Raw genomic sequence first — 20,497 nt, forward strand, 5'->3', positions numbered from 1 at the left:
CGACGGTAGCCGCCGCGTACCCACCCAGAACAGGGTGAAGGCCCCTGAGCGAACCCCGAGATCTCCCCGATGTCACAATGGGGGTCGCTTGTGCGCGCGTTCACAAGATCGGCGCCGCCGAGCGCGCAGCCCGCCCGCCGCCCCCCTCACCGAAGGTGACCCGTGGACATCAAGACCGCTTCCGCACTCCGCCGCCTCCGCCTGGTCTCGGCCCCCGAGGCCGTCTCCTTCCTGCTGCTGCTCGTCTGCTCGGTGCTCAAGCGGACCACGGAGTTCAACGCCGTGCCGGCGATGGGCATGATCCACGGCGTGCTCTTCGTGCTGTACGTGGTCTTCTGGCTGGACGCCTGGAACCGCGCGAAGTGGGACCTGAAGACCGCCGCCCTGTACTTCGTCCTCTCCGTCCTGCCGACCGGCGGATTCTTCGCCGAGCGCAAGCTGAAGCGCGAGGCCGAATCCGCGGTCATCGCCTCGCGCGCCCGCAAGGAAGGGATCGTCAACGCATGATCGTCGCGTTCTCCGTGACCCCGCTCGGCGTCGGTGAGGACGTCGGCGAGTACGTCGCCGACGCCGTCCGCGTCGTCCGCGAGTCGGGCCTGCCGAACAGGACCGACGCCATGTTCACCGCCATCGAGGGCGAGTGGGACGAGGTGATGGACGTCGTCAAGCGGGCGGTCGCCGCCGTGGAGGCGCGGGCGCCCCGCGTGTCGGTCGTCCTGAAGGCGGACATCCGCCCCGGGGTGAGCGACGGCCTCACCTCCAAGGTCGAGACGGTGGAGCGCCACCTCTCCGCCTGACCCCTTCACCGCCCGCGGCCGCGCGCCACAAAGCCCCTGCCTTCCGGGTGGGGGCTTTTCCCTGCCCGCCGACTTGAGCGACTGCTCAAACGACTGTACCTTTCGTTGAGCACTCGCTCAATAACGCGCTGACGTGGGGGATTACCGTGAGCCTGTACATCGAGGCACGGATACGCGCCGATCTGGAAGACCTCTGGAAACACACCCAGGAGCCGGCTCTCCACCAGCGCTGGGATCTGCGTTTCACCGAGATCACCTACCTGCCGTGCGTGGACGGCGAGCCCCAGCACTTCCGGTACGCCACGCGCGTACTGCCCTTCCTCACGATCGCCGGCACCGGTATCAGCGCCGGGGAGAAACGACGCGCCGACGGCACCCGCACCTCCGCGCTGCGCTTCGCGTGCCCGCACCCGCTCTCCCTGCTCGAAGAGGGCAGCGGCTACTGGCGCTACGTACCGGAGGAGGGCCAGGAGGAGGGCGAGGCGGACGGCATCCGCTTCCTCACCGGGTACGACTACCGACCGCGCTGGGGCCGGCTCGGGGCGCTCGCCGACCGCGCCGCCTTCCGGCCCCTGATGGGCTGGGCCACGGCCTGGTCCTTCGACCGGCTCAGGCTCTGGCTGGAGCGCGGCATCACCCCGGAACGCGCCCTCCTGAACGCCGTCGCCGACGTCGCCCTGCGCCTGCTGGGCGTGACGGCGGCCGTCCTGTTCGCCCCCATGACGGCCCTCGCGGCCGCCGCGCTCGCGGTGATCCTGCCGCCGCTGCCGACGACCCCGGCGGCCCGCCGCTGCCTGCGCACCCCACCGGCACGCACGCGTGCGCCCCGCGTGCTCGCCACCCTCGCCACCGTCAAGGAGCCGTCATGACGTCGATCTTCGAGACGGTGCTGGGGGACGACTTCCACCGCCTCCACCCTCAGCTGCGCCGCCGCTTCTCCGTGGGCCTGACGAGCGGCGAGGCCTGCGTCGGGCGGGGCGTCATGGAGCGCGTCTGGCACGGCCGGGGCTTCGTGAAGCCGTTCCTCGCGGCCGGCGGCACCCGCAACATCCTCGTCCCGCGCCAGGGCCGCGACGTGCCCTTCGTGATCGAGAACGTGCCGTACGTCGACACGTACGGCCGTGAGACGGTGAGCTTCGTGCGCACCTTCGACCTGCCCGGCGGGCCCCGCCGCTTCGATGCCCAGATGGTCCTGAGCCCCAAGGGAGACCGTGTGCTCGACTACCTCGGCACACACCAGCACCTCGCCAGCGACCTGTACTTCTCGGCCGAAGCCGACGGCTCGCTGGTGATCCGCTCGGGAGAGCACCGCTTCCGGGAAGGACCGGTGGACTGCCGCGTCCCGTCGCTGGTCGGCGCGGACGCCGAGGTGCGGGAGTCCTACGACGACGAGACCGGGTGCTTCCGGATCCGCGTCCGGGTCGTGAACCGGCACTTCGGGCCGCTCTTCGGCTACGAGGGGTCCTTCCGGGCCACGTACACGGACGTCCGTGCGTGCGGGGTGCGGGCCGGGCTGCGGCCCGTCCGTGAGGAGGCGCGGGCATGAGCGCGGCCAAGGACCCCGTGGCGGGCTCTGCGAAGGACCCCGCAAAGGACCCCGCGAGGGACTCCGTCAAAGGGCAGGAAACCCGGGAGAAGCTTCTCGAAGGGGCGCTGCGGACGCTCACGGAGCAGGGCATCGCCAAGGCGTCGGCGCGGAACATCGCCGCCGCCGCGGGCGTCAACCAGGCCCTGGTCTTCTACCACTTCGGTTCCGTCGACGACCTGCTCGCGCAGGCGTGCCGGCACGGGACCGAACAGCGGGTGGCCCGCTACCGCGACCGGCTCGCCGGGATCGACTCCCTCGCCGGGCTGCTCGCCTTCGGGCGGGAGATGCACGAGGAGGAGCGGGACGCCGGGCACGTCGCCGTTCTCGGGCAGCTGCTCGCCGGGGCGCAGACGCAGGCGCGGCTCGCCGTGGCGACGGCGGCGGGGCTCGCGCTGTGGATCGAGGAGATCGAGAAGGTCCTGACGCGGGTCCTCTCCGCGTCGCCCCTCGGGGAGTTCACCGATCCCGTCGGGCTCGCGCGGGCGGTCGGGGCGTCGTTCGTGGGGCTTGAGCTGTATGAGGGGGTTGATGCGGAGGGTACGGAGCGGGCGTTGGCCGCGTTGGAGCAGTTGGCCCTTTTGGTGAGTGCCGTTGAGGAGCTTGGGCCTCTTGCGCAGCGGGCCGTTCGGCATCGGCTTCGTCGGTCTGCGCGGGCTTAGTCCCTCACCCACCCACCCGTATCCCGGCGTCGGGTCGGTCACGTAGGGGCAGCGGGTGGGTGTTTCCCCGCGGCATGCCGGTCGCGTGGGGGCAGGCGGGTGGGTGTATCGCCGCGTCGGGGCGGTCACGTCGGGGCAAACCCCTCCGCAGCCTCCTTCCCCGGAAACCCCTCGCACGGACGCGTCCAGGTCGACACGCCGACGGAATTCCCCTTTTGTGGGGGTATCGGCTCGATCACCAGAACACTGGAGGGCGCTGTGCGGCAGCCGGAGGGCTACGACTACGACACCCACAGCACGCTCGCCGGACCGCTCACCGAGCCCCCGGGCGGCGGCGAGAACGGCGAGGACGGCGGTTACCGGGTCCAGTACCGCAAGCTCCTCTCCAGTGAGCCCCACCGAATACGCGCCGTGCTCCTGATGACGCTGGCGCCCCTGCTCACCGGCCTGCTGCTCGTCTACCTCGTATGGCCGACGCACTGGACCGAACGCGAGGGCGGCGAACGCTGGCTCATCGGCCTCGACACCACCATGCTCGTGGCGATCGGCCTGATCGAGCTCTTCATGCTGGTCAACGTCATATCGATCGCGCACGCCACGATGGTGGCCCGCGACCCGATACCGGTGACCCCCGAAGAAGGCACCCGCGTCGCCTTCCTCACCACGTACGTCCCCGGCAAGGAGCCCCTCTCCATGGTCCGGGCCACCCTTGAGGGCGCCGTCCGGATACACCACACCGGCCCCCTCCACGTCTGGCTCCTGGACGAGGGCGACGACCCCGCCGCGAAGGCCCTGTGCGAAGAGCTGGGCGTCCGCCACTTCACCCGCCTCGGCGTACCCGAGTGGAACCGCGACAAGGGCCCCCACAAGGCCCGCACCAAACACGGCAACTACAACGCGTGGCTCGCGATGCACCACGCGGAGTACGACTTCTTCGCCTCCGTCGACACCGACCACGTGCCGCTCCCCAACTTCCTGGAGCGGATGATGGGCTACTTCCGTGACCCGGACGTGGCGTTCGTCGTCGGACCGCAGGTCTACGGCAACTACGAGACGCCGGTGACCAAGGCCGCCGAGTCCCAGCAGTTCCTCTTCCACGCGCTCATCCAGCGCGCGGGCAACCGCTACCGGGCGCCCATGTTCGTCGGCACCAACAACGTCGTACGCGTCAGCGCGCTCACCCAGGTGGGCGGCCTGTACGACTCGATCACCGAGGACATGGCGACGGGCTTCGAACTGCACCGCCGCCGCAATCCGGCCACCCAGAAGCACTGGCGCTCGGTCTACACCCCCGACGTGCTGGCCGTCGGCGAGGGCCCGGCCTCCTGGACGGACTTCTTCACCCAGCAGATGCGCTGGTCGCGCGGCACCTACGAGACGCTCTTCAAGCAGTACTGGAAGGCGCCCTTCACCATGCCTCCCGGGCGGCTGTTCTCGTACACGCTGATGCTCGTGTACTACCCGATGACGGCCGTCAACTGGCTGCTGGGCATCCTCAGCTGCGTCCTCTTCCTGTGGTTCGGGGCGTCCGGCACACAGGTCGCGGCCTCCGTCTGGATGATGCTCTACAGCGACGCGGCCGCCCTCCAGATCGGCCTCTACCTGTGGAACCGCCGCCACAACGTCTCCCCGCACGAGCCGGAGGGCTCCGGAGGCCTCGCCGGGATGGCGATGTCGGCGCTCTCCGCGCCCATCTACGCCAAGTCGCTCGGCGCGGCCGTGGTCCGCCGCCCGAGCCGCTTCGTGGTCACGCCCAAGGGCGGCGACGCGAGCCCCGACCGGCTGCTGACCTTCCGCATCCACCTGTTCTGGGCGGTGCTCCTGGCGGGTTCGCTAGCCGCCTCCTTCGTGCTCGGCCACACGCACGCGGCGATGCGCACCTGGGCCGTCCTCGCGATGGCCATCTCCCTGGCACCGGTCGCGGTGTGGATCGGCACGGTCGTCAAGGAGCGCAGGGCGGCCCGGCAGGCCGGTCCGGAGCGCGAGGAGCGGCTGGAGGCCGGGCAGCCCGCCCCGGACACCGAGGGCGAACCGGCGTTCGCGACCGGCACGACGACAGGAGGGAACTGAGCCATGGCCTACCGGCCCTCAAGGCGTACGAGGAAGACACTCATGGGAGTCGGCGCGGGCGCGCTGCTCGTCGGACTGAACGCCCCGGCGGCGCTCTCCTTCGCCGAGGAGCAGTACTACGAGTACAAGATCTCCCGGCCCGGCTACAAGGCGAAGTACGGCTCCTGGAAGCAGGTGGACATCCCCCGGGAGTTCCGTACCAACGCCATCCACGCCGCCCTCCTGCACACCGGCAAGGTGCTGATCGTGGCGGGCTCGGGCAACGAACAGAAGAAGTTCGACGCCGGGTCGTTCGACACGGTCCTGTGGGACCCGAGAAACGACACGTTCAAGAAGATCGAGACCCCCGAGGACTTCTTCTGCTCCGGACACGCCCAGCTCCCCGACGGACGTCTCCTGGTGGCGGGCGGCACCGCGCGCTATGAACTGCTCGACGGCGAGGTGGAGCGGGCCGGCGGCGGCATGCGCGTGAAGAACGAGAACCCCGACAAGGGCATACTCCTGAAGAAGGGCACCAAGTTCCGCTCGCCGTCCGGCATCGAGTACGTCAGCAAGTTCGACGTCGAGGTCCCGAGGGCCAAGCGGAACTACGAGATCACGTACTCCAAGTCCGGTGTGATGCAGCCGTGGAAGACGAAGGTCAAGGCGAGCGAGGCACGCGTCTTCGTCGAGGCGGTCCGGCCGGGCGAGCAGTCGGTCAACGAGAAGTCGGCGCAGTACGAGATCGAGGGCCTGACCGGCAAGGAGGCCGACAACACGTACGGCATCGCCGAGAAGCTCGACATGGAGAAGCAGGACTTCCAGGGCATCAAGGCGGCGTACGAGTTCGACCCGAGGGCCGAGCGGTACATCCAGGTCGACCCGATGAAGAAGGCCCGCTGGTACCCGACGCTGGTCGGTCTGGACGACGGCAAGGTGCTCGCGGTCTCCGGACTCGACGACGTGGGCGTGATCGACCCCGGGGACAACGAGATCTACGACCCGCGGACGAAGAAGTGGACGGACGGCCCCAAGCGGTACTTCCCGACCTACCCCGCGCTCTTCCTCACCAAGGGCGGCAAGCTCTTCTACCCGGCGTCCAACGCCGGCTACGGCCCCGCCGACCAGGGCCGTGAGCCGGGCCTGTGGGACCTGCGGACGAACAAGTTCGAGAAGGTCCCGGGATTGACCGACACCGACCAGACCGAGACGTCCGCGTCCGTGCTGCTGCCGCCCGCGCAGGACCAGAAGGTGATGATCATGGGCGGCGGGGGCGTGGGCGAATCCGACAAGGCGACGCGCCGCACGGCTGTGATCGACCTCAAGGAGGAGAACCCGTCCTTCAAGACCGGGCCGCGCCTGCCCCAGGGCACCCGCTACCTGAACAGCGTGCTCATGCCGGACGACACGGTCTTCACCTCCAACGGCTCCTCCGACTACCGGGGCCGCGGCGGCAGCAACATCCGCAAGGCGCAGTTCTACGACCCGAAGCAGAACGCCTTCCGCGAGGCGGCCGCGCCGAGGGTGGGCCGCAACTACCACTCGGAGGCGCTGCTCCTGCCCGACGGCCGGGTCGTCACCTTCGGCTCGGACCCGCTCTTCGACAACGAGCAGAACACCAAGCTCGGCCACTTCGAGCAGCGCATGGAGGTCTTCACCCCGCCCGCGCTGCACCGGGGCGGCAAGAACCGCCCGGTGCTCGCCGACGGCCCCGAGCAGCTGCCGGCGGACGGGCGCGCCACGTTCCGCACCGACCGCCCCGAGACCATCGCCTCCGCCCGGCTCATGCGGCCGAGCGCGGTCACGCACACGACCGACGTCGAGCAGCGCTCGATCGCGCTGGGCGTGACCAAGGCCAAGGGGGCGGTGACGGTGGACGTGCCCCGCGGGGACGCGGCCCTGGTGCCGCCGGGCTGGTACATGCTGTTCGTCACGGACACGGACGGCACGTCCTCGGAGGCGAAGTGGATCCACGTGGGCCCGAAGGGCTGACCGGGCGGACCATGCCTGAGCGGGCGGCTCACGCCTCCTTCTTCTTCGCGTTGCGCGCGAGGCCGAGGGCGTAGTCCGGCCACCACTGCCCCGCCGCCGGGCCACCCCGGCACGGGCCGTCCGAGTCACCCGGCCGCTTGATCCACAGCACGGCGTCCAGCAGCGGGTCGCCCGTGCGGTCGGTGGGCGGGGTGCCGAGGCCGCGCCCCGGCGGGTTGCACCAGGCGTCCCGGCGGCCACCCGATAGCGGGCCCCGGCCGTTGCGGCTGGTGTCCATGACGAAGTGCTTGTCCCCGACGGTCGCGGACAGCGTGCGGCCGTACGCCTTGGTGACCTCGTCGCTCTGGAAGTTCGAGACGTTCAGCGAGAAGCCGTCGGCCTGCGCGACACCCGCCTGGAGCAGCGGCTCGGACAGCTTGTGCGCCTCGGTGATCCAGCCGGGGTTCCCCGCGTCGAGGTACACCTTGACCTTCGGCTGCCGCTTGAGCCGCTGGATCGCCTCGGAGAGCAGCTGGTAGCGGTCGGCGTGGTACTCGGCCGGGGTGCAGCCGTCCACGATGTGCGGGACGGCGTCGGGCTCCAGGACGACCACGGCGGGGGCGGAGCCGATCGCGTCGGCGAAGGCGTCCACCCAGCTCCGGTAGGAGTCGGCGCTGCTCGCGCCGCCCGCGGAGTGCTGACCGCAGTCGCGGTGGGGGATGTTGTAGGCGACGAGGACGGCGGTACGGCCCTCCTTGGCCGCGCCCCGGGTCGCCTCGGTGATGTCGTGCGCCGGGTCGTCCCCGGCCGGCCACACCGCCACGGGCTGCTCGGCGATCCGTCTGAGCGCCGCGGCGTCCTGGGTCCGGCCCTGGCGTTCCCACTCCGCGACCTGGCGCGCGGCGGGGCTGTCGGGGTCGACCCAGAAGGAGTGCGGCGCCCTCTTCGCCCGGGCGGTGGAGGGGCCGGAGGCGTCGGCGCCCGCGGACCTGGCGGAGTCCGCCCCGGACCCCGACCCGGACGAGCAGCCCGCCGTGAGCCCGATGGCGGTGAGAGCCGTGAGCGCGGTGAACGTGCGGAGCAGCCGATGCATCCAGACCCCTTGGGCGACGGTGACGATCAGTCAGCCCGGCAATCGTGACACAAAGGACTATTCAAGCTCTTGTGCCACACCGCCCCCGGCGCTGAGCGCGGTCCCGAGCGGCGTGCACGTATAGATCACCCGGTGCCCGTACCGGCGCGACACCAGGAGCCCGGCGTCCCGCAGCGCCGCCAGGTGCGCCGACACCGACGACGGCGCGAGCCCGAGCCGCCCCGCCAGGCCCGAGGTGGTGTCCGGGGTGGCGAGCGCGGTGAGGACAGCCGCCCGGCCGCGGCCGAGGAGCCGGACGAGCGAGGCGGGCGTACGGCTCGCCGGCTCGGCCCACAGCCCCGCGATGCCCCGCACCGGGTACGCCACCGTCGGCTGCCACGGCGGATCGAAGCCGCTCACCACGTCCGGCCAGGAGAAGACGCTCGGGATCAGCACGAGACCCTGCCCCGACAGATCCCGCACATGCTCGCCGCGCCACTCCACGGTGAGCGTGCCGGCGTCCCACGACAGCCGCCGGTCCAGCTCCGGGAGCAGCCCGCCGAGGCCGACCTCCGCGAGCCGCCGCGAGTGGTGGGCGACGTCGGCCTCGAGGAGCGCGCGCAGCCTCGGCCAGACCGGCTCGACCAGCGTGTGCCAGGCGGTCTCCATGACGTCCGCGAGCTCCCGCACGGCGCCCGCCGGATCGGCCAGGAGCGCCCGGCCCTTCGGCGACGCGGCGGCGCCCGGGGTACAGGCGAGCGCCCGCGCCATGTCCTCCGCCGCCGCCTCGGGGCCGGTCGCGCGGACGCCCGCGATCTCCTCGTCGAAGCGGGCGGCGGGACCGATCGGGGGCGGCCCGAGGAAGTCCGGGGCGTGCCCGCGCCGGGGCATCAGGAGCCACAGCGCGCTCAGGTCGATCCCCCGGCTCGCCGCGCGGATCTCGCGCAGCCACTGCGGGTGGTAGGCGTGGCGCTCGGGACGCTTGAGGGTGCGGACGGCCTCCTGGGTCTCCCACAGCGGCGACACCGCGAACCGGCAGCGCAGCAGGTCGTCCTGACCGAAGTGCAGATGGAACGGCACGCGAACCCCTCCCCGGGCACCGACGACGCGTCTTCGGGCACCGACGACGCGTTCCCGGACACACGACGCGTCCCCGCGCACCGAAGATTCGTCCGGGCCCGAAACTCTAGGGCAGCGCGCGCCCCCGCGTGAGGCTGCGGCCATGGCCCCTGAACCGCCCCCGCCCCCGTTCCCGCCCACGGCCGGATCCGCCGGCTACCTCCGGGTCCTCGCCGTGACCGAGTTCCGTGCCGTCTTCGTCGCGCACGCGTTCTCGCTGCTCGGCGTCGTCGTCAGCGAGATCGCGCTGACCGTCCTCGTCTACGGACTGACCGGATCGCCGCTGCTCGGCGCGCTCACCTTCGCCCTCGGCATGCTGCCGTACCTCGTCGGCGGCACGCTGCTGGCCGGCATCGCCGACCGGTATCCGCCGCGGCGGGTGCTCGTCCTGTGCGACGCGGTGTGCGCGGGGTGCGCGGGACTGATGGCGCTGCCCGCCACCCCTGTCGCCGCGCTGCTCGCGCTGCGCTGCGCCATCGCCCTCGTCGCGCCCGTCTTCAACGGCACCCGGATGGCGACGCTCACCGACATCCTCGGCGACGGAGACCTGTTCGTGCTCGGGCGCTCCCTGCTGCGGATCGTCTCGCAGAGCGCGGTCCTGGTCGGGTTCGGCCTCGGCGGCGTGCTCCTCACCCTGGTGACCCCGAGGGGCGCCCTCGCCGTCACGCTCTGCACGTTCGTGTTCTCGGCGCTGGTGCTGCGGTGCGGGACGCGGCGGCGGCCCGCGCGCACCCGGGGCGGCGGGGCGCTCGTGCGGTACTCGCTGGGCGGCGCCCGGCAGGTGCTCGGCGACCGGCGGGTGCGGGCCCTGCTGCTGCTCTTCTGGGTGCCGCCCCTGTTCCTGGTCGCCCCGGAGGCGCTCGCCGCCCCCTATGCGGACGAGATCGGCATCGGGGCCGGTGGTGTCGGGCTGCTCATGTGCGCCCTGCCGGTGGGCACGGTCGTGGGCGAGCTGTGGGCCGGGTCGGTGCTGTCCGCCGCGGCGCGGGCCCGCGTCGTCCTGCCGTTCGCCTCGCTCACACTGGTGCCGCTGACCGTGTACGCGGCCACGCCCGGCGTGGTCCCGGCGCTGGCCGCGCTCGCGCTCGCCGGGGCCGGTTCGGCGTACACGCTCGGCCTGGACCGGTGGTTCGTCGAGGCCGTGCCCGAGGAGCTGCGCGGGCGCGCGATGACGGTGCACACGGCGGGCCTCATGACGATCCAGGGCGTCGGCATGGCGCTCGCGGGTCTGGCGGCCGAGTTCGGCGCGGTGAGCACGGTCGTCGCGGGTGCCGGGGTCATCGGCACCCTCTGCTGTCTCCTCCTGGCGCTGGAGGTGCGGCGCACGCGGGACCCGGGGGAGCGGGCCCTCAGTCGTACGCCGGAGGGCGCGGGGGAACATACGACCGAATCGCGAGACGGGGCTGACCAGCATATGACCGGCGGGTAAGGTCTTTGGCGTGCCGAAGCCGCTCAGCCTTCCCTTCGATCCCATCGCCCGCGCCGACGAGCTCTGGAAGCAGCGCTGGGGATCGGTCCCGGCCATGGGCGCGATCACCTCGATCATGCGGGCGCACCAGATCCTGCTCGCCGAGGTCGACGCGGTCGTCAAGCCCTACGGGCTGACCTTCGCGCGGTACGAGGCGCTGGTGCTGCTCACCTTCTCGCAGGCCGGCGAGCTGCCGATGTCCAAGATCGGCGAGCGGCTCATGGTGCACCCGACGTCCGTGACCAACACCGTCGACCGCCTCGTGCGCTCCGGCCTCGTCGACAAGCGGCCGAACCCGAACGACGGGCGGGGCACCCTCGCCTCCATCACGCCGAAGGGCCGCGAGGTCGTCGAGGCCGCCACGCGCGAGCTGATGGCGATGGACTTCGGGCTCGGGGTGTACGACGCGGAGGAGTGCGGGGAGATCTTCGCGATGCTGCGGCCGCTGCGGGTGGCGGCGCGGGACTTCGAGGAGAAGTAGCGCGGGGAGGGGCGGGGCTCCTCCAGGGGCCGCAGGAGGCGGCGCCGCCGGTTCCGCTCGCGGCGGGGGCGGCGAAGATCGCGCGAAACGGGCCGTTACGCTCGTATCCATGAAAAGCAGCGTGCTGACCCGCTACCGGGTGATGGCTTATGTCACCGCCGTCATGCTCCTCATCCTGTGCGCCTGCATGGTCGCCAAGTACGGCTTCGAAAAGGGCGAGGGTCTGACCCTGGTGGTCTCCCAGGTCCACGGTGTCCTGTACATCGTCTACCTGATCTTCGCCTTCGACCTCGGCTCCAAGGCGAAGTGGCCGTTCGGCAAGCTCCTGTGGGTGCTGGTCTCCGGCACGATCCCGACGGCCGCGTTCTTCGTCGAGCGCAAGGTCGTCCGCGAGGTCGAGCCGCTGATCGCCGACGGCTCGCCGCTCACCGCGAAAGCCTGATCCCCGCCGCCACGGGCAACCCGTGGCGGTCAGCCATCGACATTTACTAGGACGTCCTAGTAAATTCGGAGGTATGGACGCTGAAGCGATCGAGGAAGGCCGCCTCCGCTGGCAGGCCCGCTACGACAAGGCCCGCAAGCGCGACGCGGACTTCACCACGCTCTCCGGCGACCCGGTCGAGCCCGTCTACGGGCCGCGCCCCGGTGACACGTACGAGGGCTTCGAGCGGATCGGCTGGCCCGGGGAGTACCCCTACACCCGCGGCCTGTACGCCACCGGGTACCGGGGCAGGACGTGGACCATCCGCCAGTTCGCCGGCTTCGGCAACGCCGAGCAGACGAACGAGCGCTACAAGATGATCCTGGCCAACGGCGGCGGCGGGCTCTCCGTCGCCTTCGACATGCCGACCCTCATGGGCCGCGACTCCGACGACCCCCGCTCGCTCGGCGAGGTCGGACACTGCGGCGTCGCCATCGACTCGGCCGCCGACATGGAGGTCCTCTTCAAGGACATCCCGCTCGGCGACGTCACGACCTCCATGACGATCAGCGGGCCCGCCGTGCCCGTCTTCTGCATGTACCTCGTCGCGGCCGAGCGCCAGGGCGTCGACCCGGGCGTGCTCAACGGCACGCTTCAGACCGACATCTTCAAGGAGTACATCGCGCAGAAGGAGTGGCTCTTCCAGCCCGAGCCGCACCTGCGCCTCATCGGCGACCTGATGGAGCACTGCGCGCGCGACATCCCGGCGTACAAGCCCCTGTCCGTCTCCGGCTACCACATCCGGGAGGCCGGGGCGACGGCCGCGCAGGAGCTGGCGTACACCCTCGCGGACGGCTTCGGGTACGTGGAGCTGGGCCTCAGCCGCGGACTCGACGTCGACGTCTTCGCGCCCGGGCTCTCCTTCTTCTTCGACGCGCACGTCGACTTCTTCGAGGAGATCGCCAAGTTCCGCGCCGCGCGCCGCATCTGGGCCCGCTGGCTGCGCGACGAGTACGGGGCGCGCACCGAGAAGGCCCAGTGGCTGCGCTTCCACACGCAGACCGCCGGGGTCTCCCTCACCGCCCAGCAGCCGTACAACAACGTCGTGCGCACCGCCGTCGAGGCCCTCGCCGCGGTCCTCGGCGGGACGAACTCGCTGCACACCAACGCCCTCGACGAGACGCTCGCCCTGCCCAGCGAGCAGGCCGCCGAGATCGCGCTGCGCACCCAGCAGGTCCTGATGGAGGAGACCGGCGTCGCCAATGTCGCGGACCCGCTCGGCGGCTCCTGGTACGTCGAGCAGCTCACCGACCGCATCGAGGCCGACGCCGAGAAGATCTTCGAACAGATCAAGGAGCGGGGCCGGCGCGCCCGCCCCGACGGGCAGCACCCCGTCGGGCCGATCACCTCGGGCATCCTGCGCGGCATCGAGGACGGCTGGTTCACCGGCGAGATCGCCGAGTCCGCCTTCCAGTACCAGCGCTCCCTGGAGAAGGGCGACAAGCGCGTCGTCGGCGTCAACTGCCACGAGGGTTCCGTCACCGGCGACCTGGAGATCCTGCGGGTCAGCCACGAGGTCGAGCGGGAGCAGGTGCGGGAGCTGGCGGAGCGCAAGGCCGGACGGGACGACGCGCGGGTGCGGGCGTCGCTCGACGCCATGCTGGCCGCCGCGCGGGACGGCTCCAACATGATCGCCCCCATGCTGGAGGCGGTGCGCGCGGAGGCGACCCTCGGGGAGATCTGCGGGGTGCTGCGGGACGAGTGGGGCGTCTACACGGAACCGCCCGGGTTCTAGCCGGCGCCGGGCGCGGCGCGAAGGCGGGCGGGCCAGGTCTTCTGCCCGGGTAAGGGGTGGGGCTACGGCGCGCGCAGGGCGAGGCGGAACATGGCGCCGCCGCCCGGGGCCCGTTCCGCCGTCAGCTCCGCGCCGTGCGCGTGCGCGATCTGACGGGCCATCGCGAGACCCAGGCCCGAGCCCGGCAGCGCGCGGGCCTTCTCAGCGCGGTAGAAGCGGTCGAAGACGTGCGGCAGGTCCTCCTCCGCGATGCCCGGGCCGTGATCGCGCACGGTCAGCTCCGTGGTGCCGAGGGACAGCTCCACGGGGCTGCCCGGCGGGCTGAACTTGGCCGCGTTGTCGAGGAGGTTGGTGAGCAGCCGGGACAGCCGCGCCGGTACGCCGGGGACGCAGAGGTCCGCCGCCTCGGGGGCGACGTGGAGCGTGAAGGGGATCGCGGGCCAGTGCTCGCGCGCCGCCTCCACCGCGTGCGCGGCCAGCGGGGCGAGCCGCACCTCCTCCACCAGGGGCTGCGGCTCCTCGTCCCTGGCCAGCTCGATCAAGTCGTTGACCAGACCGGTGACTTCCCGCAGCTGCCGGCCGAGCGCCCCGGCCGCCCGCTCCCGCTGGGCGGTCGTCAACCGGTCGGCTCGGGCGAGGAGTTCGGCGTTCGTCCGCAGCGCGGTCAGCGGGGTGCGCAGCTCGTGGGAGGCGTCCGCGACCAGCCGGCGGCGGGCCGCGACCGACTCCTCCAGCTCGCCGAGCATCGTGTTGAACGTGGCGGCCAGCCGCGTGACCTCGTCCTCCCGACCGGTACGGCTCTCGCGGCCCTTGCGGCGGCCCTTGCGGCTCGGCGGGCCCGGTGGCAGCTCGATGCGGTGCCGGGCGTCCCGGGTGGCGGCGATGCGTTCGGCCGTGGCGGTGAGCCGGGTGATCGGGGCCAGACCGGTGCGCGAGACCCAGTAGCCGCCGACCGCCGAGAGCAGGACGCCCGCGCCGCCCACCGCGAGGAGCAGCCCCGCCGCCTGGCGCACCCCGCGCTCGGCGATGTCGGCCCGCGACGCCACCTGCACCGCCTCGCCCGAGCCGAAGGTGGTCGTGTACATCCGGCCCGGCTTCCCGCCGGGCAGCGTGAAGTTCGCGTAGTACGGGGCCCGCCGCCCCGACGCGACCTCGCGCGTCGCCCCGGACACGGGCAGCAGGTAAGCCTCACCGGGGTCCTCGGCGGAGTCCGCGGGGACGATCTGCGAACACGCGGGCGCGCCCAGGAACCGGCACTGGCCGGTCAGCACGCCGGGGCCCTCGTCGCGGTTCTGCTGGGCGATGAGCGTCGCCGACTGGGCGAGGTTCTGGTCGAGCTGCTGGTACAGCTTGAAGCGGATCACCACGAAGGCGGCGACGCACACCCCGACCGCCACCAGCGCCACGGCCGCCGCCGCGGCCACCGCGAGCCGGGTGCGCAGCGGCCTGCGGCGGCGCCAGCGCGCACCGAGCCGACGCCGCGCGCTCACGGGGAACCCAGCCGGTAGCCGACCCCGTGCACGGTGTGGACCAGCCGCGGCTCGCCGCCCGACTCCAGTTTGCGGCGCAGATAACCGACGTACACCGCGAGGGAGTTGGAGTCCGGGCCGAAGTCGCGGCCCCACACCGCCCGCTGGATCAGCTCGCGCGGCAGGACCTGACCGGCGTTGCGCAGCAGCAGCTCCAGGAGGACGGCCTCCGTGCGGCTGAACTCGACGCGGCGCCCGCCCCGGCTGCCGGTGCGGGTGGCCGGATCCAGGACGAGATCGTCGTACCTCAGGTCGTCGCCGTCGCCCGCGGGCGGCTCCGGTGACGCGCGCCGCAGCAGCGCCCGTACGCGGGCCACCAGCTCGTCCAGCGCGAAAGGCTTGACCAGATAGTCGTCGGCGCCCGCGTCCAGGCCGTCCACCCGCTCGCTCACCGAGTCCAGGGCGGTCAGGACGAGCACCGGCGTGCGATCGCCCGCGGCGCGCAGCCGCCGGCAGACGGCGAGGCCGTCCATGACGGGCATCAGCACGTCGAGGACGACCAGGTCCGGCTCCCAGCGGGCCACCGCCGTGAGCGCGCGATGCCCGTCGACGGCGCCGCGCACCAGATGGCCCTCGACCGTCAGGGCGTCCTCGACGGCGGCCCGGACCTCGGGGTCGTCGTCCACCACCAGGATCTTGTGCGGCACCGGCTCACCCGCGCCCGGCGGGCCACCTCTGCTGGTCAAGCTCGTGAAGCTCATGGACCCACGGTGCCAAACGCGGCTCTTAAAACCCTCTTAGACGCCCTCGTGATGCTCCACTGCCATGCGAACCTCTCACTCCGGCCGCGCCGCGCCCGCCGCCCGCGCCGACCTCTCCGTGGTGATCGGGGCGGGCGGCACCGGGGGGCACATCTACCCGGGCCTCGCCCTCGCCGACGCGCTGCGCCGCGCCGTGCCGGGCGCCGTGATCTCCTTCGTCGGCACCGAACGGGGCCTGGAGAGTCGGCTGATACCGGACGCCGGATACCGCCTGCACACCGTCGACATGATCCCCTTCGACCCCTCGCTCGGCGCCCGCCGCTACCTGCTGCCCGCCGCGCTGCTCAAGTCCGGCGCCCAGTGCCGGACCATCCTGCGGGAGCAGGGCGCGCGGATCGCCGTCGGCATGGGCGGCTACCCCAGCGCCCCCGTCATCGTCGGCGCCCGCCTGGCCGGGCTGCCCAGCCTCATCCACGAGTCCAACGCCGTACCGGGCCGCGCCAACCGGTTCGCCGCCCGCCTCACCCCGAACATCGCGGTGGCCTTCGACCGCAGCCGCGCCCACCTGCCCGGCGGCGACCGCGCGCACACCACCGGCATGCCGATCGCCGCGCCGCTGGCCGCGCTCGACCGGGCCGGGCTACGCGACGAGGCGCGGCGCGCGCTCGGCGTAACGGCCGGGGCCCGGCTCGTCCTCTTCAACGGCGGCAGCCTCGGGGCGGCGCGGCTCACCGAGGCGGCGGCCGGTCTCGCGGAGCGGTGGCGGGGGAGAGGACGTCATGACGTACACCTCCTGATCAAGACGGGCCCGGCGGCCCTCGCGGAGACCCAGGCGCGGCTCGCCTCGACGGGCGGCGACGCCGTCGCCCGCGCCGTCCCCTACCTCGACCGCATGGACCTCTGCTACGCCGCCGCCGACCTCGTCGTGTGCCGCGCGGGCTCGGCGACCGTCGCCGAACTGGCCGCCACCGGTGTCCCCGCCGTCCTCGTGCCCTACCCGCACGCGCCCGGCGACCACCAGACCCACAACGCCCGGGTCCTGACCGACACGGGTGCCGGACTGCTGCTGCCCGACGCCGAGACGACGGCCGACCGGCTCGCCGCCCTGATCGGGCCGCTGCTCGCCGACCCGGCGCGGCTCGCCGCGATGAGCGGCGCCGCGGACCCCGGGCCGCACGCCCGCGCCGCCGACCTGCTCGCCGAGCGGGTCCTGCGCCTCGCCCTCCCCACCCCTCACCTGGAGCACGCATGACCACGCCCACCACCTTCTCGTGGCACAACCGCACCGTCCTCGTCACCGGGGCCGAGGGCTTCATCGGGTCGACACTCGTCGACCTGCTGCTCGCGCGGGGTGCGAAGGTCCGCGCCTTCGTGCACTACAAGCCGTACGCGGAGAAGGGGAACCTGGCGCATCTCCTCGCCGATCCGCGCGTCGAGATGATCGCCGGGGACGTGCGGGACGCGGGGCGCGTGATGGACGCGGTCGCCGGGTGCGACACCGTCTTCCACCTGGCCGCGCTGATCGGCATCCCGTACTCGTACGACTCTCCGGGCGCGTACGTCCAGACGAACGTCGTCGGCACCGAGAACGTCGCGGAGGCCTGCCGGAGGCACTCCGTGCGGCGGCTGGTCCACACCTCCACCAGCGAGGTGTACGGGACGGCGCGGACGGCGCCCATCGCCGAATCGCACCCGCTCCAGCCGCAGTCGCCGTACTCCGCGTCGAAGATCGGCGCCGACATGGTGGCGCTCTCGCACTGGCACGCCTTCGAGCTGCCGGTGACGGTCGTACGTCCCTTCAACACGTACGGCCCGCGGCAGTCGGCGCGGGCCGTCATCCCGACGATCCTCGCCCAACTCCACGCGGGGGTAAGGGAGATCAGGCTCGGGTCGCTGACGCCCACGCGGGACTTCACGTACGTCACCGACACGGCGCGGGGGTTCGTGGCGATGGCGGAGTGCGACCGGGCGCTCGGGCACGCGGTCAACCTCGGGGTCGGGCGGGAGATCTCCATCGGGGAGCTGGCGCAGGCGCTGATCGCGGCGTCGGGGCGGGAGGCGTCCGTGGTCGTCGATCCGGCGCGGGTGCGGCCCGCCGGGAGTGAGGTCGAGCGGTTGCTGTCCGACAACCGGCGGGCGCGGGAGTGGGCGGGGTGGGTGCCGGAGGTGTCCCTCGGGGAGGGGTTGCGTCGTACCTCCGTGTGGGTCGCCGAGAATCTCGGGTTGTTCGGGGTGGGGCGGTATCAGGTCTGAGGGTTCTGGCGGGGCGCCTGTTCTGGCGGGGCGCCTGGTTCCGGGCACCTGCGCCGCCTCTGACTCCGGTGCCCGGCGTCTTTCCCTGGTCCGCCGCTTCGCGGCGGGTGTTTCCCGCCCACCCGCCCGTTTGCCCGGCGTCTTCTCCTGGTCCGCCGCTTCGCGGCGGGTGTTTCCCGCCCGCCCACCCGTTTGCCCGGCGTCATCCCCTGGGCCGCCGCTCCGTGCGTCCGGCAGTCGGCATCGAACGTTCCCTCCCGGCGGTCACCGTCCGATGCGGGGTAACGGGTGGGTGGGTGGGAAAGCATCCGCCGCGGAGCGGCGGGCCAGGTCAGCGTTCGGGCCGAAGGGACGTGGTCGTTGCCGCGGAGAGGCCGCTCAGGAGGAGGAGGGTGAAGCGGCGGGCCCACTCCTCGTCGACGGGCTCCGCGCTGACCAGCGCCCGATGCACCACCGCACCGGCGATCACGTCGAAGATGAGGTCGGCCGTACGGCCGGCGGAGTCCGCGTCCGGCTCGGCCGGGAGTTCGCCCCGCGCCTGCGCCCGCTCCCGCCCCGCGAGGACCAGCCGCTTCTGGCGGTCGACGATGGACGCCCGGATGCGGGCCCGCAGCGGCTCGTCCGTCGTGGATTCGGCCACCACCGCCATGAGCGCCGTCTTCGTCTCGGGCCGGCCGAGCAGCAGGGCGAACTGCAGGACGACGCCCTCGATGTCGGCGGCCAGGCTGCCCCGGTCCGGCAGTTCCAACTCGTCGAAGAGTTCCGCGACGGCGTCCACGACCAGTTCGCTCTTGCCCGCCCAGCGCCGGTACAGGGTCGTCTTGGCGACTCCCGCGCGCGTGGCGACGGCGCCGAGCGTCAGTTTGGACCAGCCCAGCTCGACGAGGCCCTGCCGGGTCGCCTCCAGGATCGCGGCGTCGGCGGTGGCGCTGCGGGGGCGCCCGCCGGTGCGGGCAGCGGCGGCAGTGGTGGGCGTACGGCTCTGCATGGCGGCGACCATACCGGTGGGTACGGCCTGCTCAGGGAGCCCCGTGCACCCGGCAGTGAGGGAGATCACCGACGACGGCTACCCATGGCCAAGGCTCGGCGGTTACGCTACGACCCGTAGCGAAAGCTGACGGGGTGAGGGCGAGGACGAGCGGCGCAGACCGGACCTCGTACCCCCCGTCAGCGAGCGCTACGAGCGACAACCACGCAGCACGCGCGAACGCACGACCGGCCCGGGGTGGGGACCCCGCGCCAACCGACGGTCCTCCTGCGGACCTTGGACCGTGCCCCCTGTGACCCCGCAATCCGGCGGGGGGCCACGGACGGGCGTGGTTCCCGTACGGCTTGGGGGAGGATGTACTCATGCAGCCACGGAACATGTCCATGAGCGGAGTCGTCGACCTCGCCGCCGTCAAGGCGGCCCAGGAGGCCAAGGTGAAGGCGGAGCAGGCGCGCGCCGAAGCGGCCCGGCAGGGCGGAGGCGCGGCGGTCGCCGCGGTGTCCGCGTCGAGCCTGGTCATCGACGTCGACGAAGCGGGCTTTGAACGCGAGGTCCTCCAGCGCTCCACCGAGGTCCCCGTCGTCATCGACTTCTGGGCCGAGTGGTGCGAGCCGTGCAAGCAGCTCGGCCCCCTGCTGGAGCGGCTCGCCGAGGAGTACAACGGCCGTTTCCTGCTCGCCAAGATCGATGTCGACGCGAACCAGATGTTGATGCAGCAGTTCGGGATCCAGGGCATCCCGGCTGTCTTCGCGGTGGTGGCCGGCCAGGCCCTGCCGCTCTTCCAGGGTGCCGCCCCCGAGGCGCAGATCCGCCAGACCCTGGACCAGCTCATCCAGGTCGGCGAGGAGCGCTTCGGCCTGACCGGCCTCACGGTCGACCCGGGCGCCGAGGGCCCGCAGGCCGCCGCCCCCGCCGAGGTGCCCGCCGGTCCTTACGACGCCCTGCTCGAATCGGCCGTACAGGCGCTGGACGCGGGCGACCTGGCCGGTGCCGTACAGGCGTACAAGAACGTGCTCGGCGACGATCCGGCCAACACGGAGGCCAAGCTCGGCCTCGCGCAGGCCGAACTGCTCCAGCGCGTACAGGGCCTGGACGCGCAGCAGGTCCGCAAGGACGCGGCCGACCGGCCCGCCGACGTGGCGGCGCAGATCGCTGCGGCCGACCTGGACCTGGTGGGCGGCCATGTCGAGGACGCCTTCGGGCGGCTCATCGACACGGTGCGGCGCACGGCGGGCGACGACCGCGACGCCGCCCGGGTGCGGCTGCTGGAACTCTTCGAGGTGGTGGGCGCGGACGACCCCCGGGTGACCTCGGCACGCACCGCGCTGGCCAGGGTGCTCTTCTGATCCGTACCCCTCGCCCCAGCTGAGAACTCCGTCCCCAGGACACGACAGTGGCCGTGATTTGCCAAAACTTGGCAAATCACGGCCACTGTTACTTGGAGTAAGTCGAGAGTGTTCCTCTGGGCGGGTTCGCCCGTTCATGCCCCGTTCTGCTCCCCGCCGTTGAGCCACCGTCCGTGGCCGACCGATACCGGGCGGTCGCGGATCGGTTATCCGGCCGTTACTAGCCAGTAATGACGCCCCTTGTGCGGGGGCCGAGAATG

19 protein-coding genes are annotated in these 20,497 nt (G+C 72.3%); 14 read left to right on the forward strand and 5 right to left on the reverse strand.

What is annotated here, in order from left to right:
* Positions 1 to 162: 162 nt before the first annotated feature.
* The 7 genes from ACZ5GP_RS24275 to glxA all read left to right on the forward strand — a co-directional run bounded on the left by ACZ5GP_RS24275 (position 163) and on the right by glxA (position 7,085).
* Positions 163 to 507, forward strand: coding sequence for a DUF3817 domain-containing protein (locus tag ACZ5GP_RS24275; RefSeq protein ID WP_358583928.1), 345 nt, complete (start codon positions 163 to 165; stop codon positions 505 to 507).
* Entirely contained in the window at positions 504 to 797 is a 294-nt protein-coding gene (locus ACZ5GP_RS24280) for an MTH1187 family thiamine-binding protein (RefSeq protein WP_468752811.1), read from the forward strand. The genes ACZ5GP_RS24275 and ACZ5GP_RS24280 overlap by 4 nt, the downstream gene beginning before the upstream one ends.
* A gap of 146 nt (positions 798 to 943) precedes the next feature.
* Entirely contained in the window at positions 944 to 1,666 is a 723-nt protein-coding gene (locus ACZ5GP_RS24285) for a hypothetical protein (RefSeq protein ID WP_468752812.1), read from the forward strand.
* Complete coding sequence (locus ACZ5GP_RS24290; protein ID WP_468752813.1) at positions 1,663 to 2,343, forward strand: DUF4166 domain-containing protein; 681 nt, start codon at positions 1,663 to 1,665, stop codon at positions 2,341 to 2,343. The genes ACZ5GP_RS24285 and ACZ5GP_RS24290 overlap by 4 nt, the downstream gene beginning before the upstream one ends.
* Positions 2,340 to 3,044, forward strand: coding sequence for a TetR/AcrR family transcriptional regulator (locus ACZ5GP_RS24295; RefSeq protein ID WP_468752814.1), 705 nt, complete (start codon positions 2,340 to 2,342; stop codon positions 3,042 to 3,044). Before ACZ5GP_RS24290 ends, ACZ5GP_RS24295 begins: the two co-directional genes overlap by 4 nt.
* Positions 3,045 to 3,269: 225 nt before the next feature.
* Entirely contained in the window at positions 3,270 to 5,114 is a 1,845-nt protein-coding gene (locus ACZ5GP_RS24300; protein WP_468752881.1) for a glycosyltransferase family 2 protein, read from the forward strand.
* 3 nt (positions 5,115 to 5,117) lie between these two features.
* Complete coding sequence (glxA, locus tag ACZ5GP_RS24305) at positions 5,118 to 7,085, forward strand: radical copper oxidase GlxA (RefSeq protein WP_468752815.1); 1,968 nt, start codon at positions 5,118 to 5,120, stop codon at positions 7,083 to 7,085.
* A gap of 28 nt (positions 7,086 to 7,113) precedes the next feature.
* On the opposite strand, the gene ACZ5GP_RS24310 is transcribed toward glxA, so the two are convergent.
* Together ACZ5GP_RS24310 and ACZ5GP_RS24315 are read right to left on the reverse strand one after the other, a co-directional pair.
* Entirely contained in the window at positions 7,114 to 8,157 is a 1,044-nt protein-coding gene (locus ACZ5GP_RS24310) for a glycoside hydrolase family 6 protein (RefSeq protein ID WP_468752816.1), read from the reverse strand.
* A gap of 57 nt (positions 8,158 to 8,214) precedes the next feature.
* Positions 8,215 to 9,216: an ArsR/SmtB family transcription factor gene (locus tag ACZ5GP_RS24315; RefSeq protein ID WP_468752817.1), complete on the reverse strand. Its 1,002-nt coding sequence runs from the start codon at positions 9,214 to 9,216 to the stop codon at positions 8,215 to 8,217.
* Between the two features lie 142 nt (positions 9,217 to 9,358).
* Between ACZ5GP_RS24315 and ACZ5GP_RS24320 the strand changes: the two genes are divergently transcribed.
* From ACZ5GP_RS24320 to ACZ5GP_RS24335, 4 genes are all read left to right on the forward strand, one after another.
* Positions 9,359 to 10,684 carry an MFS transporter gene (locus tag ACZ5GP_RS24320; protein WP_468752818.1) on the forward strand — a complete coding sequence of 442 codons (1,326 nt, stop codon included), beginning with the start codon at positions 9,359 to 9,361 and terminating at the stop codon, positions 10,682 to 10,684.
* 10 nt (positions 10,685 to 10,694) lie between these two features.
* Positions 10,695 to 11,204 (forward strand): MarR family winged helix-turn-helix transcriptional regulator, encoded by a 510-nt coding sequence (locus ACZ5GP_RS24325; protein WP_358583914.1) that lies wholly within the window; start codon positions 10,695 to 10,697, stop codon positions 11,202 to 11,204.
* Between the two features lie 109 nt (positions 11,205 to 11,313).
* Positions 11,314 to 11,646: a DUF3817 domain-containing protein gene (locus tag ACZ5GP_RS24330; RefSeq protein WP_468752819.1), complete on the forward strand. Its 333-nt coding sequence runs from the start codon at positions 11,314 to 11,316 to the stop codon at positions 11,644 to 11,646.
* A gap of 73 nt (positions 11,647 to 11,719) precedes the next feature.
* Positions 11,720 to 13,420 carry an acyl-CoA mutase large subunit family protein gene (locus ACZ5GP_RS24335; RefSeq protein ID WP_358583912.1) on the forward strand — a complete coding sequence of 567 codons (1,701 nt, stop codon included), beginning with the start codon at positions 11,720 to 11,722 and terminating at the stop codon, positions 13,418 to 13,420.
* A 62-nt stretch (positions 13,421 to 13,482) separates the two neighbouring features.
* On the opposite strand, the gene ACZ5GP_RS24340 is transcribed toward ACZ5GP_RS24335, so the two are convergent.
* Both ACZ5GP_RS24340 and ACZ5GP_RS24345 read right to left on the reverse strand, forming a co-directional pair.
* A complete protein-coding gene (locus ACZ5GP_RS24340) occupies positions 13,483 to 14,910 on the reverse strand; it encodes a sensor histidine kinase (protein WP_468752820.1) in 1,428 nt (475 codons plus the stop codon).
* On the reverse strand, positions 14,907 to 15,650 hold the full coding sequence (locus tag ACZ5GP_RS24345; RefSeq protein WP_468752821.1) for a response regulator transcription factor: 744 nt from the start codon (positions 15,648 to 15,650) through the stop codon (positions 14,907 to 14,909). Before ACZ5GP_RS24345 ends, ACZ5GP_RS24340 begins: the two co-directional genes overlap by 4 nt.
* Before the next feature lie 64 nt (positions 15,651 to 15,714).
* On the opposite strand from ACZ5GP_RS24345, the gene ACZ5GP_RS24350 reads away from it, so the two are divergent.
* Together ACZ5GP_RS24350 and ACZ5GP_RS24355 are read left to right on the forward strand one after the other, a co-directional pair.
* Positions 15,715 to 16,902, forward strand: coding sequence for a UDP-N-acetylglucosamine--N-acetylmuramyl-(pentapeptide) pyrophosphoryl-undecaprenol N-acetylglucosamine transferase (locus ACZ5GP_RS24350; protein ID WP_468752822.1), 1,188 nt, complete (start codon positions 15,715 to 15,717; stop codon positions 16,900 to 16,902).
* On the forward strand, positions 16,899 to 17,903 hold the full coding sequence (locus ACZ5GP_RS24355; protein WP_468752823.1) for an SDR family NAD(P)-dependent oxidoreductase: 1,005 nt from the start codon (positions 16,899 to 16,901) through the stop codon (positions 17,901 to 17,903). The genes ACZ5GP_RS24350 and ACZ5GP_RS24355 overlap by 4 nt, the downstream gene beginning before the upstream one ends.
* A 331-nt stretch (positions 17,904 to 18,234) precedes the next feature.
* Here ACZ5GP_RS24355 and ACZ5GP_RS24360 read toward each other — a convergent pair whose 3' ends face one another.
* Positions 18,235 to 18,891 carry a TetR/AcrR family transcriptional regulator gene (locus ACZ5GP_RS24360; protein ID WP_468752824.1) on the reverse strand — a complete coding sequence of 219 codons (657 nt, stop codon included), beginning with the start codon at positions 18,889 to 18,891 and terminating at the stop codon, positions 18,235 to 18,237.
* Positions 18,892 to 19,253: 362 nt separating this feature from the next.
* Between ACZ5GP_RS24360 and ACZ5GP_RS24365 the strand changes: the two genes are divergently transcribed.
* A complete protein-coding gene (locus tag ACZ5GP_RS24365; RefSeq protein ID WP_468752825.1) occupies positions 19,254 to 20,237 on the forward strand; it encodes a tetratricopeptide repeat protein in 984 nt (327 codons plus the stop codon).
* Positions 20,238 to 20,497 lie beyond the last annotated feature (260 nt).

The sequence above is a fragment of the Streptomyces sp. NPDC031466 genome, from assembly GCF_055581265.1.